Genomic DNA, 17384 nt, shown 5'->3' with positions numbered 1-17384 from the left:
CCGCTCACCGGGCCTCCAGCAGCGTCTCGGGGCCGGGGCGCGGGCCGGTGCCGTCCACCATGCGGCCGTCGCGCAGGAAGACCACGCGGTCGGCCCAGGCGGCGTGCCGGGACTCGTGGGTGACCATCAGGCAGGCCGCGCCCGCGTCGCAGCGGCCCCGCAGGATCCGCATGACCTCCTCGCCGGTGTGGCTGTCCAGCGCGCCGGTGGGCTCGTCGGCCAGCACCAGCCGCCGGTCCCCCGCCAGCGCGCGGGCGATGGCCACCCGCTGCTGCTGGCCGCCCGACATGTCCTCGGGGAAACGGTCGGCCAGCTCGGGGACGCCGACCTCGGCGAGCGCGTGCACGGCCTCGCGCCGGGCCTGGCGGGCGCGCACGCCGTCCAGCTCGCGCGGCAGCATGACGTTCTCGGCGGCCGTCAGGCTGGGGATCAGGTTGAGGTCCTGGAAGACGTAGCCGATCCGCTGGCGGCGCATCCGGGCGACGCCCGCGCGCGGCAGCGCGCCGAGGTCGACGCCCTCGACCAGCACCTGCCCGGAGGTGGGGGTGTCCAGGCCCCCGGCCAGCGTCAGCAGGGTGGATTTTCCCGAGCCCGACGGGCCCATGACCGCGACGAACTCGCCGGGGTCGAGCCGCAGGCTGAAGTCGCGCAGCGCGTGCACCAGGCCCGCGCCGGAGCCGTGGTCGCGCGCGACCCGGTCCATGATCAGGACGCTCATCGGCGCGCCTCCTCGTCGTCGGGGGCGGCGGCCTGGGCGGGATCGGAAGCCGGGGCGGGCTCCGCCGCCGGGAGCGGGCCCAGGCGCGCCAGGTAGCTCTCGCAGTGGTCCAGCCAGCGCACCTCGGCCTCGGCCTGGAAGATCATCGATTCGAGGACCAGCCGCCAGGCGCGGTCGCCGGCGTCGGCCGGGGCGGCGGGCGCGTCGCGCTTGAGGCGGGTGAGGTCCTGCAACGAGCGCAGCGTGGCGGTGCGCTGGGTCTGCACGACCCGGCCGACGTCCACGCCGGGCGCGGTGACGGCCATCGCCAGCTTGATCGCCAGCTCGTCGCGGGGCCGGTCGGCGCGGGCGACGGGCGTGGCGAACCAGCGCCGCACCTCCGCCTCCCCGGCCGGGGTGACGCGGTAGACGAGGCGGCCCTCGTCGTCGGCGCCGACCCGGACGACCAGCTCGTCGCGCTCCAGCCGCGACAGCGTGGAGTACACCTGCCCGATGTTGAGCGGCCAGGTCGCGCCCGTGGCGGTCTCGAACTCGGCGCGCAGCTGGTAGCCGTAGCGAGGGCCGTGGGAGAGGAGGGCCAGGAGGCCGTGACGGATGGACATGGATACCAAGTATGCATACCGAGTATCCCCTTGGCAATACTCAGTATGTACGCGCCGCGACGCGTCACCGTGTTTCACTGTGCGCGATCAGCCCGGGGCCTACCGTGAAAAGCCCCGCCGACCTGGAGAACCCCCGTGACCTCGGACTGCACCGTCAGCGTCCTGCGCGACGTCCTCCGCGTGTACGACCACCGCTTCCTGGACCTGGGCCGCGCGCAACGCGACCGCCTGGTGGACGGCACCCGCCGCGTCCTCGGCGACGGCGGCCTGAGCGACGCCGCGCGCGCCGCCCTCCCCGCCTCCTACCGGCTGCGGGCGTTCTGCATCCAGAACGGGCTGCGCGAGGAGCTGGAACGCCTCATCCGCGACGAGGTGCGCGGCAGCCCGGCGGGCGCCGTCGTGGTCGGCGGCCGCGTCTACGCCCTGTACCCCTACCTGCGCGGCGTCCCCCGCCAGGACGCCGACATCACCGCCGAGGTCGGCGTCGAGCACCGGCTGGACGCGGTGTGCTGGCAGAACAAGCGCGAGGTGCGCGTCCGCGGGCTCGCGCGCCTGGAACGCATCGAGACGCACCGCACGGCGGTGGACGTCGTGCTGCGCGAGCGGCGGAGCAGGACCGAGCACCGCATCGCCGCCGAGCCGTGCGAGGACGGCTTCGAGGCCGTCGCCGACATGGACGTGCCGGGGCCGGGCCGCTGGGACGTGTACGTGGCGGCCACCGCCCTCGGGGTGACGCGCGAGGCGCGCTTCGGCACCGTGCGCGGCCCGAGGCTGAGGACCGAGCCGCAGTCCAGGACGCTCGGCTCCGGCGACGAGGCGACCGTCTACCTCACCAAGGGCGGGCACCTGGCGGTGCTGGTGCGGGGCGCGGTCAGGCCCGCGCCGTTGCGCACCAAGATCCGGCGGCGGCTGGTGCGCTGAAACGGCCGCCGGCCGGGTGGTGGAACACGACCGCCGCGCCCGGAAGGCTCCGGGCGCGGCGGTCGTCGGGACGGGACCGGCTCAGTCGTTCAGCCAGCTCATCATCGGGCGCAGCGCGCCGCCGGTCTTCTCGATCGGGTGCTCGGCCAGCTCCTGGCGGTACTTGCCGAACTGCACCTGGCCGCCCTCGAACTCGGCCACCAGCTCCTTGGCGAACTCGCCGGACTGGATCTCGGCCAGGATGCGCTTCATCTCCGCCTTGGTCTCGGCGTTGATGACGCGCGGGCCGCGGGTGTAGCCGCCGTACTCGGCGGTGTCGGACACCGACCAGTACATCTTGGAGATGCCGCCCTCGTACATGAGGTCCACGATCAGCTTCAGCTCGTGCAGGCACTCGAAGTAGGCGACCTCGGGCTGGTAGCCCGCCTCGGTCAGCACCTCGAAGCCGGTCTTGACCAGCTCGGCGGCGCCGCCGCACAACACGGCCTGCTCGCCGAACAGGTCGGTCTCGGTCTCCTCGGTGAAGGTGGTCCTGATGCCGCCCGCGCGCAGGCCGCCGATGGCCTTGGCGTAGGACAGCGCCAGCGGCCAGGCGTTGCCCGACGGGTCCTTCTCCACCGCCACGATCACCGGCACGCCGCGGCCGGCGGCGAACTGGCGGCGCACCAGGTGGCCCGGCCCCTTGGGCGCGACCATGGCCACGTCCACGCCCTCCGGCGGCTCGATGAGGCCGTAGCGGATGTTCAGGCCGTGGCCGAAGAACAGCGCGTCGCCCTCGACCAGCGCGGGCTTGATGTCGTTCTCGTAGATCCCGCGCTGGAGGTGGTCCGGCGCCAGGATCATGATCAGGTCGGCCTCCTCGGCCGCCTCGGCCGGGGTCAGCACGCGCAGGCCCTCGGCCTCGGCCTTCTCCCGGCTCTTGGAGCCCTCGGGCAGGCCGATGCGGACGTCCACACCGGAGTCGCGCAGGGACAGGGCGTGCGCGTGGCCCTGGCTGCCGTACCCGATGACCGCGACGTGCCGGCCCTGGATGATGCTCAGGTCCGCGTCGTTGTCATAAAACATCTCGGCCACTGTGCTGTTGCCTTTCTCTCGGTACGGGTCGCCCGTGGCCCGCGCGCGGTGGCGCGGGCCCGGCGCCGTGTCTGTGGGTGTAGGCGGGTGCGCCGGGTCAGGCGCTGCGTTCGATGGCGCGCAGCGAGCGGTCGGTGATGGAGCGCGCGCCGCGCCCGATGGCCACCATGCCCGACTGCACCAGCTCCTTGATGCCGAACGGCTCCAGGATGCGGATGAACGCGTCCAGCTTGTCGCGGTTGCCGGTGATCTCGATGGTCACCGCGTCCGGCGCGACGTCCACGACCTTGGCGCGGAACAGCTGCACGGTCTCCAGCACCTGGGACCGGGTGTCGGCGTCGGCGCGCACCTTCACCAGCAGCAGCTCGCGCTGCACCGACTGCGTCGTGTCCAGCTCCACGATCTTCAGGACGTTGATCAGCTTGTTGAGCTGCTTGGTGACCTGCTCCAGCGGGAGCTCCTCGACGTTCACCACGATCGTCATCCGGGAGATCTCCGGGTGCTCGGTGGTGCCCACGGCCAGCGACTCGATGTTGAACCCGCGCCGGGAGAACAGGGCCGCGACCCGCGCCAGGATGCCCGGCTTGTTCTCCACCAGCACTGACAGGGTGTGCAGGCTCATCGTCAGTCTCCGTTCTCCCAGTCGGGGGCGAGGTCGCGCGCGATCTTGATGTCGTCGTTGCCGGTGCCGGCGGCGACCATGGGCCACACCATCGCGTCCTGGTGCACCACGAAGTCGATCACCACGGGGGCGTCGTCGATCTCCATGGCCTTGGCGATGACCGCGTCCAGGTCCTCGGCGTTGTCGCAGCGCAGCCCCACGCAGCCGTGCGCGTCGGCGAGCTTGACGAAGTCGGGGATGTACTTGGCGTCGGCGGCGGCGCCCTTCAGCCGGGTATTGGAGTAGCGCTCGTTGTAGAACAGCGTCTGCCACTGCCGGACCATGCCGAGGTTGCCGTTGTTGATGACCGCGATCTTGACGGGGATGCCCTCGATCGCGCAGGTGGCCAGCTCCTGGTTGGTCATCTGGAAGCAGCCGTCGCCGTCGATGGCCCACACCTGGGTGCCGGGCGCGCCGACCTTGGCGCCCATCGCGGCCGGGACGGCGTAGCCCATGGTGCCCGCGCCGCCGGAGTTGAGGAAGGCGCCGGGCCGCTCGTACTTGATGAACTGCGCGGTCCACATCTGGTGCTGGCCGACGCCCGCCACGTAGTAGGCGTCCGGGCCGACCAGCCTGCCGATGCGCTCGATGACCTGCTGCGGCGACAACGAGCCGTCCGAGGGCTCGTCGTAGCCCAGCGGGTAGGTCTCGCGCCAGGCGTTGAGCTGGCGCCACCAGTCGGCGTAGTCGCCCTTGCGGCCGGCGTCGTGCTCGGCCTGCACCGCCACGATCAGGTCGGCGATGACCTCGCGCGCGTCGCCGACGATCGGGACGTCGGCGTGCCGGTTCTTGGAGATCTCGGCCGGGTCGATGTCGGCGTGCACGACCTTGGCGTGCGGCGCGAACCCGTCGAGCTTGCCGGTGACCCGGTCGTCGAAGCGCGCGCCCAGGGTGACCAGCAGGTCGGCCTTCTGGAGCGCGCCGACCGCGCCGACGCTGCCGTGCATGCCGGGCATGCCCATGTGCTGGGGGTGGCTGTCGGGCAGCGCGCCCTTGGCCATCAGGGTGGTGACGACCGGCGCGCCGGTCAGCTCGGTCAGCACCTTCAGCTCGGCCGCCGCGCCCGCCTTGATGACGCCGCCGCCGACGTACAGCACCGGCCGCTCGGCCTCGACGATCAGCTTGGCGGCCTCGCGGACCTGCTTGGAGTGCGGCCGGGTGACCGGGCGGTAGCCGGGCAGCTGCATCTGGACCGGCCACTGGAAGCCGAAGGTGGCCTGCAGCGCGTCCTTGGAGATGTCCACCAGGACCGGGCCGGGCCGGCCGGTCGAGGCGATGTGGAACGCCTCCACGATCGTGCGCGCGATGTCCTCGGCCCGCGTGACCAGGAAGTTGTGCTTGGTGATCGGCATCGTGATGCCCGCGATGTCGGCTTCCTGGAAGGCGTCGGTGCCGATGGAGGCGCTGGCCACCTGCCCGGTGATCGCCACGATCGGCACCGAGTCCATGTAGGCGTCGGAGATCGGGGTGACCAGGTTGGTGGCGCCCGGCCCGCTGGTGGCCATGCACACGCCGACCTTGCCGGTGACCATCGCGTAGCCCTGCGCGGCGTGCCCGGCGCCCTGCTCGTGGCGGACCAGGATGTGGCGGACCTTCTCCGAGTCGAAGAGCGGGTCGTACGCGGGGAGGATCGCTCCTCCGGGAATGCCGAACACCGTGTCGACGCCGACGTTCTCCAGGGCGCGGACCAGCGCTTGGGCTCCCGTCATCTGTTCGGTCGTCATGTTCCAGTTTCCTTGGGGAGAAGTCTGTGCTCCTGGGAACGGGTGATCGTTCGAAGGTCACACGGCCAACAAAAAACCCCCGCCGCCGGATGGCGGTCGAGGGGCGCGCGCAGGTGGAAAGACTTGATCAGCCTGCGCGCCGACCAAGTACTACGAGGATGATGGAGCTGTTCTGCACGGTGCCCACTTTCGCCGACTTCCCGCCGCTGGTCAAATCCGTGGACATATCGTCTCACAGTTCGAGACGGCGCCGGTTCGGACGGCGGGTCAGCCCGCGGGCAGCGCCGAGCCCTCCAGCGGCAGCGGGGACGGGCCCTGCGCGCCGTCGCGGGGGCCCAGGTTGGTGCGCACCAGCGACTCCACCCGGCCCGCCGCCATCGGCCGCGCCACCAGGTAGCCCTGGCCGCGCGGGCACTCCATCTCGCGCAGCAGCTCCAGCTGCTCGGGGCGCTCGATGCCCTCGGCCACCACGGTGAGGCCGAGGTCGCGGCCCAGCCGCACGATGGTGCGGGTGAGCAGGGTGAGGGTCTCGTCGCGGCCGAGGCCCGCCACGAACGACGGGTCGATCTTGATGATGTCCACCGGGAGCTGGCCGAGGTAGGCGAGCGAGGCGTAGCCGGTGCCGAAGTCGTCGATGGCCAGGCGCACGCCGAGGTCGCGCAGCGCCGACAACCGCCGCGCGTTCTGCCCGCCGTCCTCGACCAGCACCTCCTCGCGCACCTCCAGGGTGAGCGCGTGCGGCGGCAGGCCGGTGTCGGCGAGCGCCGCCGCGACCGACTCGACGAAGCGCGGCGCGGCGATCTGCCGGGCGGTGAAGTTGACCGACAACGTCACCTCCCAGGCGTCGGCGCGCCAGCGGGCCACCTCGCGGCACGCCTCGCGCAGCACCCAGTCGCCCAGCGGGATCATCAGGCCGGACTCCTCGGCGGGCCCGATGAACTCCTCCGGCGGCACCGCCTCGGTGCCGCGCCACCAGCGCACCAGCGCCTCCACGCCGGTCACCCGGGAGGTCGCCAGCTCCACCACCGGCTGGAACTCCACCGCGAACTGCTCCTCGGCGAGCGCCCGTTGCAGGTCGCTGCCGAGCTCCAGGCGGCGCACGACGTCGGCGTGCATGTGCGGGGCGAACACCTCGACGCGGCCGCCGCCCAGCTCCTTGGCGCGGGCCATGGCCAGGTCGCCGTTGCGGATCAGGTCGGCGGCGCTGCGGCGGACCCGGCGCGCGCCGTCGCGCGGGGAGTCGGGGGCCTCGTCGCCGGGGAAGGCGATGCCGACGCTGGCGGACAGCACGATGCCCTTGCTGCCGACCCGGTAGGGGTCGGCCGACAGCACGCGCAGCAGGCGCTCGGCCAGCTCGACGGCGGTCTGGGAGTCGCGGCCGCCCTGCGGCTCCTCGGGGAGCTGCACCAGCACGGCGAACTCGTCGCCGCCCCAGCGGGCCACGGTGTCGTCGGCCTGCACGGTGGCGCGCAGCCGCCGGGCGGCCTGGGCCAGCACCTGGTCGCCGGCGGCGTGCCCGGCCGAGTCGTTGACGGCGGTGAAGCCGTCCAGGTCGACGAACAGCACCGCGACGCGGCCGCCGCCCTGCCGGATCAGCACCTCGCGGGTGCGCTCCTCGAAGTAGGCGCGGTTGGGCAGGCCGGTCAGGCCGTCGTGGAAGGTCAGGTGCGCGACCTGGCGCTGGAGGGCGGCCTGCTCGCTGAGGTCGCGGGTGGTGATCAGCAGGCGGCCGGGGGCCTCGCCGGTGCCGCTGTAGCGCGACACGGTGGACTCGGTGGGCAGCCAGGTGCCGTCGGCGGCGCGGACGCGGCAGGCCACCCGCAGGGTGTCCAGGCCCGTGTCGAAGCCGGGGTCGGCGAGGTCGCCGGCGTCGTCGTCCAGGAAGTCGGCGAACACGCCCTGCACGCGGGGCAGGTCCTCGGGGTGGATGATCTCGCCGAGGGGGCGGCCCAGCAGCTCGTCGGCGCTGTAGCGGTAGGTGCGCAGCGCGCCCTGGCTGGCGTACTGGACGACCGCGTCCAGATCGCAGATCAGCACCGCGTCGTTGATGCTCTCCGACAGCGCGCGGAAGTGGTCCTCGCCGGTGTCGACGGCGCGGCGCAGCGCGGCGTTCTCGTGCAGCAGGCCCGCCAGCCGCACCAGCAGCACCACCGTGGCCGACCCGGCGACCAGGGTGACCACCGGCTCCAGGCCGTGCGAGGCGGTCAGCGACTGCCCGGCCACGAACACCGCGGCCGCGGCGGCGACCGCGGCGGTGGTGATGCCGGGGCCGATCATGCGGCCGTGGCCCTGGTCGCCGTCGGCGTCGTCGGCCTCGTCCTCGGGGCGCGGCGCGGTCCACGGCACCAGCAGCAGGAGCAGCAGGCCGCCCAGGCGCAGGATGTCGGCGGGGTCGTCGGCGGGCGCGCCGCCGCGCAGCCGGACCACGGTGGTCACCACGTCGGCGGCGGCGAAGGCCACCAGCGCGCCGTAGCCCATCCAGGCGGGCCGCCGGTGCCCGCGCCCGGCGCCCAGCGCGAACGGCAGCGCGCCGCAGACCAGCACGATGTCGATCAGCGGGTAGAGCAGCTCCAGCAGGAATTCCAGGGTGGTCTCGCCGGACTGCTGGTACAGGTTGCCGAACAGCCCGACCCAGCCCAGGACGAACAGCGCGCAGGCGCAGACGTAGGTGTCGGCGGCGTATCTCAGCCAGGTGCGGGCGTCGCGGGACGGCCTGATCGGCACGACCAGGCCCACCACCAGCGCGACCACGGCCGCGACGTAGAACAGGTCGGTGACCGAGAGCGACAGCGCGCTGCGGCTCAGCACCGAGGCGGTGAACGCCGAGCCGACCGCGCCGACCGTCCAGCAGGCGGCGGCGATGCCGTACCAGCGCCAGGAGGCGCGCCACAACGTGCCGCCGGAGCCGTCGGCCGCGCCCTCGGGCCGCCGGGAGGCCGGCAGCAGGGAGGCGGCGGCCGCGCCCGCGGCGGCGGCCTCGGCCCAGGCGATGAAGGCGGTGCCGCCCCAGCCCAGCAGCGAGCCCACCGCGTAGAGCAACCCGACGATCGCGACCGTGCCCACCGGCACCGCCCGTCGCGGCAGCCGCCTGGCGTTCTCGCCGCTCATCGCGCCGTGTCCCTTTCTGCCCAGCGGAGCGTCCGTGCTCCACGCGGACGCCGCATCACGTCCCGGATATCGGCCCGTCCATCCCACCCGGCGCATGGATAACGCCCGGCACCTGTCGGATCGTGCCCCGCGCCGGATGAGCGCCGGGGCCGCGACGAGCACCTCGGCTGCGCCGGTGCTCGGTCAGCGACGTTGCTGCAGTGCGGGATCACCGTGATGTTCAATGTACGTTCCGTAGGTCACGGAGCGATTGAGGCTGGGCGTCCTCCCGGCGACAAAGCTCGGGCCAGGCGATCGCGACGGGGCGTAACGAAGCATAGCCGGTGCGTACCCGGCGTGAACGGCGGCCGGACGTGGCCGTTGTGCGGCGGGACCGGGTTGTGCCTTGATGGCCCTATGCGCCGCGCCCTCGCCCTAGCGACCGCCGTGACCCTGCTGGCCTCCGGCGCGTGCAGCGCCGAACCGGAGAGCGCGGCCCCGGCGACTTCGCCCCCGCCCCCACCGTCCCCGGCCGCCAAGGGCGGCCTGGGCGAGCCGCGAGTGCTGGTGAAGGGACGGCAGGTCACGTGGGGTCTGGCGTTCCTGCCGGGCGGGGACGCGCTGATGACCGAGCGGCGGAGCGCGCTGCTGCTGCGGGTCTCCCCCAGCGGCAAGGTGACGGAACTGGGCAGGGTGCCCGGCGTGGCGCCCCACGGCGAGGGCGGCCTGCTGGGCGTGGCGGTCTCGCCTTCCTACGACTCGGACAAGAACGTCTACGTCTACTTCACGGCGGCGTCCGACAACCGGATCGCCCGCGTCCGCTACGAGGGCGGCGCGTCGTTCGGCAGGCCCGAGGTCCTGGCGACGGGCATCCCGAAGGCCGTGAACCACAACGGCGGCCGCCTGGCGTTCGGCCCGGACGGCATGTTGTACGCCAGCACAGGCGACGCGGCGCAGCAGGGCAACTCCCAGGACCGCCAGTCCCTGGGCGGCAAGATCCTGCGCCTGACGCCGGACGGGAAACCGGCCCCCGGCAACCCGTTCAAGACGCGGGTCTGGACCTGGGGCCACCGCAACGTGCAGGGCCTGGCCTGGGACGAGGCCAAGCGGATGTACGCCACCGAGTTCGGCCAGGACCGCTTCGACGAGATCAACCACATCGTGAAGGGCCGCAACTACGGCTGGCCGCTGGTGGAGGGCATGGCCCCGAGCAACGGCGAGTTCACACAACCTCTGCTCACCTGGGCGACGAGCGAGGCGTCCCCGTCGGGCCTGGCCTACGCGAACGGCTCGCTGTGGGCGGCGGCGCTGCGGGGCCGCCGCCTGTGGCAGATCCCCCTGAACGAGGGCAAGGTCGGCAGGCCGGTCGCCCACTTCCAGGGCAGGTTCGGCCGCATCCGCTCGGCCACGCCGACACCCGACGGCAAAGCGATGTGGCTGACCACCGACAACGGGGAAGATGACGGAGTGATCGTGGTTCCCCTGACGTGAGGCCGTTCCCATGCGCAGACACTGGCTCATCGGCGTGACCCTGCTGGCGGCGGCCTGCTCGTCCAACGCCGAAGGAGAGCCCACAACACCGCCTCCGCTGCCGTCCACGTCGTCGGCGGCCCTGGGCGAACCACGCGAACTGGCGAAGAACCTGAGCATCCCGTGGGCGATCGACTTTCTGCCGAACAAAGAGGCCCTGGTAACAGAACGCGAAAGCGCACGTCTCCTGAGGGTCACGCCGCAAGGCCAGGTCACCCCGATCGGCAGGGTGCCGGGCGTGCAACCCGGCGGCGAGGGCGGCCTGATGGGCGTGGCGGTCTCCCCGACCTACGCCGAGGACCACCTGATCTACCTGCACTTCACCGCGGCCGATGACAACCGCGTGGTGCGCTTCCGCCTGGACGACGCCCTGACCGCCCCGCACCCGATCGTGACGGGCATCCCGAAGGGCGGCAACCACAACGGCGGCCGCATCGCGTTCGGGCCGGACAAGTACCTCTACATAGCGACGGGCGAAACGGGCGAACCCGAACGCGCCCAGAACCGCGACGACCTGGGCGGCAAGATCCTGCGCGTGACCCCCGACGGGAAACCGGCCCCCGGCAACCCGTTCAACACGCGGATCTGGAGCTGGGGCCACCGCAACGTGCAGGGCCTGGCCTGGGACGACGCCAAGAACCTGTACGCCACCGAGTTCGGCCAGAACCGCTACGACGAGATCAACCTGATCACCAAGGGCGCCAACTACGGCTGGCCCGACGTGGAGGGCACCTCCGACGACGAGAAGTTCACCAACCCGCTGCTGACCTGGGCGACCAGCGAGGCGTCCCCGTCGGGCCTGGCCTACGCGAACGGCTCCCTGTGGGCGGCGGGCCTGCGCGGCGAACGCCTGTGGCAGGTCCCGGTCCAGGACGGCAAGGCGGGCAAACCGGTCCCCCACCTGGAGAACCGCTACGGCCGCCTGCGCGCGGCGGTCCGAGCCCCCGACGGCACCCTGTGGATCACGACGAGCAACAAGGACGGCCGAGGCGACCCGAAACCGGACGACGACAAAATCATCGTCCTCCCCCTGAAATAGCGCGCGCCCCGAGGCGGGAGGCCCCGGGGCGGCGCTTTCCCGGGTCAGGAGGCGCCGAGTTTTTCCAGGATCAGTTCGCGGGCACGGCCCGCGTCGGCCTGGCCTCGGCTCGCCTTCATCACCGCGCCGACCAGGGCGCCCGCGGCGGCGACGCGGCCGGCGCGGATCTTGTCGGCCACGTCGGCGTTGTCGGCGATCACCTGGTCGATGATGGCGGCCAGGGCGCCGTCGTCGCTGACGACCTTCAGGCCGCGGGCGGCCACCACCTCGTCGGGGGCGCCCTCACCGGCCAGGACGCCCTCGAACACCTTGCGGGCGAGCTTGTCGTTCAGCTCCCTGGCGTCGACCATCGCCTGGACGCGGGCCACCTGCTCGGGGGTGATCGGCAGTTCGGCCAGCTCCACGCCCTGCTCGGTGGCGCGGCGCGACAGCTCGTTCATCCACCACTTGCGGGCGGCCGGAGCGGCGGCCCCCGCCTTGATCGTGTCCTCGATCAGCTCGACCGCGCCCGCGTTCACCGCGTCGCGCAGTTCCAGCTCGGAGAGGTTCCACTCCTGCTGGACGCGCTTGCGGCGGGCGGCGGGCAGCTCCGGCAGGGTCGCGCGCAGCTCCTCCACCCACTCGCGGGACGGGGCCATCGGCACCAGGTCCGGCTCGGGGAAGTAGCGGTAGTCCTGCGCCTCTTCCTTGCTGCGGCCGCTGGTGGTGGTGCCGGTGTTCTCGTGGAAGTGGCGGGTCTCCTGGACGATCCGGCCGCCCGAGTCCAGCACGGCGGCCTGGCGCTCGATCTCCGAGCGGACCGCGCGCTCCACCGAGCGCAGCGAGTTCACGTTCTTGGTCTCGGTGCGGGTGCCCCACTCGGCCGCGCCGCGCGGCATCAGCGAGACGTTCACGTCGCAGCGCATCGAGCCCTGCTCCATGCGCACGTCCGAGACGCCGAGGGAGCGCACCAGCTCGCGCAGCTCGGTCGCGTAGGCGCGGGCCACCAGCGGGGCCTTGTCACCGGTCGCGGTGATCGGCTTGGTGACGATCTCCACCAGCGGGATGCCCGCCCGGTTGTAGTCCACCAGCGAGTGGTCGGCGCCCTGGATGCGGCCGGTCGCGCCGCCCACGTGCTGCGACTTGCCGGTGTCCTCCTCCATGTGCACGCGCTCGATCTCGATCCGGTAGGTCTCGCCCTCGACCTCGACGTCCAGGTGGCCGTCGACGCACAGGGGCTCGTCGTACTGGGAGATCTGGTAGTCCTTCGGCATGTCCGGATAGAAGTAGTTCTTCCGGGCGAACCGGCACCACTCGACGATGTCGCAGTTCAGCGCCAGGCCGATCTTGATGATGCCCTCGATCGCGGCGTGGTTGGTGACCGGCAGCGAGCCGGGCAGGCCGAGGCACACCGGGCAGACCTGCGTGTTGGGCGCGGCGCCGAAGGCGGTCGGGCAGCCGCAGAACATCTTGGAGTTCGTGCCCAGCTCGATGTGGGTCTCGATGCCCAGCACCGGCTCGAACTTCGCCAGCGCCTGCTCGAACTTCATGACGGTCGGGGTGCTCACTTGGCCTCCAGTTCGGGGGCCTGGGCCAGCAGCGGGCCGCCCCAGCGGTCTTCCAGGGCCCGCTCCACGGCGGCGCCGACGCGGTAGACGCGGTCGTCGCCGAGGACCGGGGCCATGATCTGGAGGCCGACCGGCAGGCCGTCCTCGTCGGCCAGGCCGCACGGCACCGAGATCGCGGCGTTGCCCGTCATGTTCGACGGGATCGTGCACAGGTCGGCCAGGTACATGGCCATCGGGTCGTCGGCGCGCTCGCCGATCGGGAACGCGGTGGTCGGCGTGGTCGGCGAGACCAGCACGTCCACCTGCTCGAACGCGGCGTCGAAGTCGCGCGAGATCAGCGTGCGGACCTGCTGCGCCTTGCCGTAGTAGGCGTCGTAGTAGCCCGACGACAGCGCGTAGGTGCCCAGCATGATGCGGCGCTTCACCTCGGGGCCGAACCCGGCGGCGCGGGTCAGCGCCATGACCTCCTCGGCGCTGCGCGAACCGTCGTCGCCGACGCGCAGCCCGTACCGCATCGCGTCGAAGCGGGCCAGGTTGGACGACGCCTCCGACGGCGCGATCAGGTAGTAGGCCGGCATCGCGTAGCCGAAGTTCGGGCACGACACCTCGACGACCTTGGCGCCCAGCGACTCCAGCAGCTCGACCGCCTCGTTGAAGCGGGCCAGCACGCCGGGCTGGTAGCCCTCGCCGCCGAACTCCTTGACGACGCCGACGGTCATCCCGGCGACGTCGGCGCGGCGCGCGGCCTCCACCACCGGCGGGACCGGCCGGTCGACGGAGGTGGAGTCCATCGGGTCGTGGCCGGAGAACGCCTCGTGCAGCAGCGCCGCGTCCAGCACGTTGCGGGCGAACGGGCCCGGGGTGTCCAGGCTGGAGGCGAACGCGATCAGCCCGTAGCGGGACGAGCCGCCGTAGGTGGGCTTGGCGCCGACGATGCCGGTGACGGCGGCGGGCTGCCGGATGGAGCCGCCGGTGTCGGTGCCGGTGGACAGCGGCGCCTCGTAGGCGGCGACGGCGGCCGAGGAGCCGCCGGACGAGCCGCCCGGGATGCGCGCCAGGTCCCACGGGTTGCGGGTGGGGCCGTAGGCGCTGTTCTCGGTGGAGGAGCCCATCGCGAACTCGTCCATGTTGGTCTTGCCGAGGATGACCAGCCCGGCCTTGCGCAGGCGGGCGGTGACGGTCGCGTCGTACGGCGGCCGCCAGCCCTCAAGGATCTTGGAACCGGCGGTGGTCGGCATGTCGGCGGTGGTGAACACGTCCTTGTGCGCGACCGGGACCCCGGCCAGCGGGCCGAGCTCCTCGCCGGCGGCGCGGCGCCCGTCCACGGCGCGGGCCTGCGCGAGCACGCCCTCGGCGTCCACGTGCAGGAAGGCGTGCACCTCGCCGTCCACGGCCGCGACGCGGTCGAGGTGGGCCTGCGCGACCTCGGCGGCCGAGGTCTCGCCCGCGGCGATCAGCGCGCCCAGCTCGGCGGCGCTCTTCTTGACCAGCTCGCTCATCAGGCCTCCTCGTCCAGGATCCGCGGTACCCGGAAGCGCTGCTCCTCGGCGGCCGGGGCCCCCGACAGGGCCTGCTCGGGCGTGAGGGACGGCCGGACCTCGTCGGCCCGGTACACGTTGGTCAGCGGCAGCGCGTGCGAGGTCGGCGGGATGTCCTCCGCCGCGACCTCCTGCACCCGCGCGACGGCGGAGATGATCTGGTCGAGCTGGGCGGCGAGATGATCGAGCTCATCGTCGCCGAGCGCCAGCCGGGACAGCCGGGCGAGGTGGGCCACCTCGTCTCGGGTGATCGCGGGCATGTGGGAAACCGTTTCTGAGATCGAGTGGGTTCGGCACCATCCTAGGGGCCCGTGCGGCGGCGGCCGACCGGTTTACGCAGGCATGATCCCCCTGGCCCGGCCCCCGCGCGGGGCGCGGCGGACCGGCCCTGGACCGGCCGCCGGGACGGTGCCGCCGCGCCGATCCGTTTCGACGCGGTCTGAGGGGAACTGTTGTCTCGTACGTCCGGGACGACGAGAGGAGATCGCCGTGACCATCGGCGGCAGCATCGCACTGATCATCATTGGCGCGATCCTGGCTTACGCGGTCGAGTTCGACATCAGCGGCCTGGACATCCGGCTGGTCGGGGTGATCCTGATGGTCGGCGGCCTGATCGGGCTGGTGATCGGCATCGTGCGGATCGTCAGCACGCGGCGGCGCGGGGTGCCCCCGGCCGTGCCCCCGACGACCGTGCGCGAGGAGTACTACGAGGAGCCCCGCACCCGGCGTCCGGGTTACTAGGCGGCGGGTTCGGGGGCCCGCTCCATCCGGCGGCGCAGCCAGTCGGTGGCGGTGGCGGCGTCCATGGGCCGGCCGAAGTGCCAGCCCTGGGCGGCGTCGCAGCCCATCTCGCGCAGCCGCGCGGCGGTGGCGCCGTCCTCCACGCCCTCGGCGACCGAGCGCAGGCCCATGGTCCGCACCAGGTCGATGATGGAGCGCACGATCACCGCGTCGTCGGGGTCGGTGGTGAGCCGGCGCACGAACGAGGAGTCGATCTTGATCTCCTCGACCGGCAGCCGCTTGAGCCGCACCAGCGAGGAGTAGCCGGTGCCGAAGTCGTCCAGGCTGAGCGGGATGCCGAGTTCGGCGAGCGCGCCCACGGTCTCGGAGGCGTAGGCCGGCTCGTTCATCAGGATGCGCTCGGTGATCTCCAGCTGGAGGGCGGCGGCGGGCAGGTCGCGGGCGCGCAGGCCGTTCTCGATCGTCTCGGTGAGCCCGGCGTCCAGCAGGTCGCGGCCCGAGGCGTTCACCGCGACCTGGACGGTGAGGTCCTCGCGCCACCACGCGGCGGTCTGCGCCAGCGCGGCGTCCACCACGTGGTGGGTGATCGAGCGCATCAGGTAGGTCTGCTCGGCGATCGACAGGAACGCGGCCGGTTCCAGCACGCCCTTGTCGGGGTGCCGCCAGCGCAGCAGCGCCTCCATGCCCACCAGCTGGCCGTCGTGCAGGGCGATCTTGGGCTGGTAGAACAGCTCCAGCTCGCCCCGGTCGATGGCGCGCCGCAGGTCGCCGAGCATGCTGAGCCGCGCCGGGGAGTTGCGGTCCTTGCCGGGCGAGTAGACCTCCACGCCGTTGCGGCTCTCCTTGGCGTTGTACATCGCCACGTCGGAGCGCTGGAGCAGCAGGTCGAAGTCGGGGGCGTGGTCGGGGAACAGCGCGATCCCGACGCTGGCCTCCAGGTCGAAGGTCATGCCGTCCAGGCGGACTGGCTCGCTGAGCGCGGCGCGCAGCCGGACGGCGACCTCGCGGGCGGCGGCCTCGTCGCGGACGGCGGGCAGCAGCACCGCGAACTCGTCGCCGCCGAGCCGGGCGACCAGGTCGCCGGGGCGCACGCTGTGGGTGAGGCGGTGCGCGACCAGTTGCAGCAGCCGGTCGCCGGTGGCGTGCCCGAGGGTGTCGTTGACCTCCTTGAACCGGTCGAGGTCGAGCAGGAACAGCCCGGCGCGCTGGCGCGGCTCCTCGGGGGCGCGGCGGCGGGCGCCGATCCGGCCGGGGCCGCGCGCGGGCCGCGTGCCGCTGGGGCGGCGCGGGGCGCGGCGGGTGCCGAGCGCCGAGCGGACCTCGTTCAGCGCTTCCTCGGTGCGCACCGTCAGCAGCTTGCGGTTGGGCAGCCCGGTCAGGCCGTCGTGCAGCGCCTGGTGCTCGCGCCGCACCGACACCGAGGCGTTGAGGTAGACCGCGATGAACGGCAGCACGATCAGCGGGACGAACGCCGCCGAGCGGTCCATCGCCACCACCATCAGCGGGGCCAGGCCGAGCAGCGCCAGGTGCACCAGCACCTGGTAGCCGAGGTCCCAGCGCAGCGCCTTCAGCAGCGGGACGCGTTCGTGCAGCGCGATCGCGGTGGCGACCAGCGTGTCGTTGCACAGGAAGTAGGCCGCCCCGGCCAGCGCGATGACCGGCAGGTCGGGGCCGCCGGGCACCCAGGTGGCGGTGGGCGCGGGGTGGTGCCCGAACAGGCCCAGCACCAGCCAGGCCGCGCCCAGGCTGAGGGTGTACTGCGCCACGTTGAAGGCGATGCGGTGCGGGGCCCGCCCCCACAAGATGCCGCAGGTGACCAGCGCGACGGCGCGCAGCACCACGGCGATCGGCAGCCCGGCGTACAGCAGCGCGGCGAACGAGAACGTGGTGGAGGTGCTGGCCCCGCTGTTCTCGGTGGAGCCGGGGGTGATGATCGGCCGCAGCTCGCCGGCCACGATCAGCACGCCGAGGATCCAGAACAGCGGGTCGCCGGCGAGGGCGTCCACGTCGGGGCCGGTCAGCAGCCCGGCCGGCGCCGCGACACACGCCGCGACGCCGAGCAGCGTGACGACGACGAAGTAGCTCCACAGCGGGGAGCCCCGGCGCGGCATCGTGTTCCGCGTGTTGTTCGGGTCCTTCATCACCATCTCGGGGGGTTCGGGGGACCTGTGATGACTGGGAGGGTACGACCTTCGCTCAACT

The 17384-nt window shown here is 72.7% G+C and carries 13 protein-coding genes and 1 pseudogene; 4 read left to right on the top strand and 10 right to left on the bottom strand.

What is annotated here, in order from left to right; all coding sequences use genetic code 11:
- Positions 1-4: 4 nt before the first annotated feature.
- A complete protein-coding gene (locus AH6_RS18845) occupies positions 5-718 on the bottom strand; it encodes an ABC transporter ATP-binding protein (RefSeq protein ID WP_067481573.1) in 714 nt (237 codons plus the stop codon).
- Positions 715-1320 carry a PadR family transcriptional regulator gene (locus AH6_RS18840; RefSeq protein ID WP_067481571.1) on the bottom strand — a complete coding sequence of 202 codons (606 nt, stop codon included), beginning with the start codon at positions 1318-1320 and terminating at the stop codon, positions 715-717. The genes AH6_RS18845 and AH6_RS18840 overlap by 4 nt, the downstream gene beginning before the upstream one ends.
- A gap of 135 nt (positions 1321-1455) precedes the next feature.
- Between AH6_RS18840 and AH6_RS18835 the strand changes: the two genes are divergently transcribed.
- Positions 1456-2241 (top strand): hypothetical protein, encoded by a 786-nt coding sequence (locus AH6_RS18835; RefSeq protein WP_067481569.1) that lies wholly within the window; start codon positions 1456-1458, stop codon positions 2239-2241.
- A gap of 81 nt (positions 2242-2322) precedes the next feature.
- Here AH6_RS18835 and ilvC read toward each other — a convergent pair whose 3' ends face one another.
- From ilvC to AH6_RS18815, 4 genes and pseudogenes are all read right to left on the bottom strand, one after another.
- The gene (gene ilvC / locus AH6_RS18830) at positions 2323-3306 is read right to left on the bottom strand and encodes a ketol-acid reductoisomerase (protein ID WP_067481753.1); all 984 of its coding nucleotides are present in this window, start codon (positions 3304-3306) and stop codon (positions 2323-2325) included.
- A gap of 106 nt (positions 3307-3412) precedes the next feature.
- Positions 3413-3937 carry an acetolactate synthase small subunit gene (gene ilvN / locus AH6_RS18825; RefSeq protein WP_067481567.1) on the bottom strand — a complete coding sequence of 175 codons (525 nt, stop codon included), beginning with the start codon at positions 3935-3937 and terminating at the stop codon, positions 3413-3415.
- A 2-nt stretch (positions 3938-3939) separates the two neighbouring features.
- Positions 3940-5703, bottom strand: a pseudogene (locus AH6_RS18820) (acetolactate synthase large subunit); the annotation flags it as partial.
- A gap of 264 nt (positions 5704-5967) precedes the next feature.
- Positions 5968-8808, bottom strand: a complete 2841-nt coding sequence (locus AH6_RS18815) for a putative bifunctional diguanylate cyclase/phosphodiesterase (protein WP_067481563.1) — start codon at positions 8806-8808, stop codon at positions 5968-5970.
- 396 nt (positions 8809-9204) lie between these two features.
- Between AH6_RS18815 and AH6_RS18810 the strand changes: the two genes are divergently transcribed.
- Positions 9205-10278 carry a PQQ-dependent sugar dehydrogenase gene (locus AH6_RS18810; RefSeq protein WP_067481561.1) on the top strand — a complete coding sequence of 358 codons (1074 nt, stop codon included), beginning with the start codon at positions 9205-9207 and terminating at the stop codon, positions 10276-10278.
- A 10-nt stretch (positions 10279-10288) separates the two neighbouring features.
- A complete protein-coding gene (locus AH6_RS18805) occupies positions 10289-11356 on the top strand; it encodes a PQQ-dependent sugar dehydrogenase (protein ID WP_067481559.1) in 1068 nt (355 codons plus the stop codon).
- Positions 11357-11400: 44 nt separating this feature from the next.
- Here AH6_RS18805 and gatB read toward each other — a convergent pair whose 3' ends face one another.
- The 3 genes from gatB to gatC are packed head-to-tail and all read right to left on the bottom strand — an operon-like array spanning position 11401 to position 14701.
- Positions 11401-12885, bottom strand: a complete 1485-nt coding sequence (gene gatB, locus AH6_RS18800; protein ID WP_067481751.1) for an Asp-tRNA(Asn)/Glu-tRNA(Gln) amidotransferase subunit GatB — start codon at positions 12883-12885, stop codon at positions 11401-11403.
- Positions 12886-12899: 14 nt separating this feature from the next.
- On the bottom strand, positions 12900-14402 hold the full coding sequence (gene gatA / locus AH6_RS18795; protein WP_067481557.1) for an Asp-tRNA(Asn)/Glu-tRNA(Gln) amidotransferase subunit GatA: 1503 nt from the start codon (positions 14400-14402) through the stop codon (positions 12900-12902).
- Positions 14402-14701 carry an Asp-tRNA(Asn)/Glu-tRNA(Gln) amidotransferase subunit GatC gene (gene gatC / locus AH6_RS18790; RefSeq protein ID WP_067481554.1) on the bottom strand — a complete coding sequence of 100 codons (300 nt, stop codon included), beginning with the start codon at positions 14699-14701 and terminating at the stop codon, positions 14402-14404. Before gatC ends, gatA begins: the two co-directional genes overlap by 1 nt.
- Positions 14702-14930: 229 nt before the next feature.
- Here gatC and AH6_RS18785 point away from each other — a divergent pair, with 229 nt between their 5' ends.
- Positions 14931-15182 (top strand): DUF6458 family protein, encoded by a 252-nt coding sequence (locus AH6_RS18785; RefSeq protein ID WP_067481549.1) that lies wholly within the window; start codon positions 14931-14933, stop codon positions 15180-15182.
- Here AH6_RS18785 and AH6_RS18780 read toward each other — a convergent pair.
- On the bottom strand, positions 15179-17329 hold the full coding sequence (locus AH6_RS18780) for a putative bifunctional diguanylate cyclase/phosphodiesterase (RefSeq protein ID WP_067481547.1): 2151 nt from the start codon (positions 17327-17329) through the stop codon (positions 15179-15181). The two genes, AH6_RS18785 and AH6_RS18780, sit on opposite strands and share 4 nt — an antisense overlap.
- Positions 17330-17384: the final 55 nt, after the last annotated feature.

Origin of the sequence: Actinomadura hibisca NBRC 15177 (assembly GCF_001552635.1) — a bacterium.
Taxonomy (GTDB): Bacteria; Actinomycetota; Actinomycetes; order Streptosporangiales; family Streptosporangiaceae; genus Spirillospora; species Spirillospora hibisca.
This window is presented reverse-complemented; position numbering and strand designations above follow the sequence as displayed.

What these genes read in the sequence shown, in the direction of transcription:
- AH6_RS18845 (WP_067481573.1), bottom strand. Translation starts at nt 718, where the DNA reads ATGAGCGTCCTGATCATGGACCGGGTCGCGCGCGACCACGGCTCCGGC.
- AH6_RS18840 (WP_067481571.1), bottom strand. Translation starts at nt 1,320, where the DNA reads ATGTCCATCCGTCACGGCCTCCTGGCCCTCCTCTCCCACGGCCCTCGC.
- ilvC (WP_067481753.1), bottom strand. Translation starts at nt 3,306, where the DNA reads ATGTTTTATGACAACGACGCGGACCTGAGCATCATCCAGGGCCGGCAC.
- ilvN (WP_067481567.1), bottom strand. Translation starts at nt 3,937, where the DNA reads ATGAGCCTGCACACCCTGTCAGTGCTGGTGGAGAACAAGCCGGGCATC.
- AH6_RS18815 (WP_067481563.1), bottom strand. Translation starts at nt 8,808, where the DNA reads ATGAGCGGCGAGAACGCCAGGCGGCTGCCGCGACGGGCGGTGCCGGTG.
- AH6_RS18810 (WP_067481561.1), top strand. Translation starts at nt 9,205, where the DNA reads ATGCGCCGCGCCCTCGCCCTAGCGACCGCCGTGACCCTGCTGGCCTCC.
- AH6_RS18805 (WP_067481559.1), top strand. Translation starts at nt 10,289, where the DNA reads ATGCGCAGACACTGGCTCATCGGCGTGACCCTGCTGGCGGCGGCCTGC.
- gatB (WP_067481751.1), bottom strand. Translation starts at nt 12,885, where the DNA reads ATGAAGTTCGAGCAGGCGCTGGCGAAGTTCGAGCCGGTGCTGGGCATC.
- gatA (WP_067481557.1), bottom strand. Translation starts at nt 14,402, where the DNA reads ATGAGCGAGCTGGTCAAGAAGAGCGCCGCCGAGCTGGGCGCGCTGATC.
- gatC (WP_067481554.1), bottom strand. Translation starts at nt 14,701, where the DNA reads ATGCCCGCGATCACCCGAGACGAGGTGGCCCACCTCGCCCGGCTGTCC.
- AH6_RS18780 (WP_067481547.1), bottom strand. Translation starts at nt 17,329, where the DNA reads ATGGTGATGAAGGACCCGAACAACACGCGGAACACGATGCCGCGCCGG.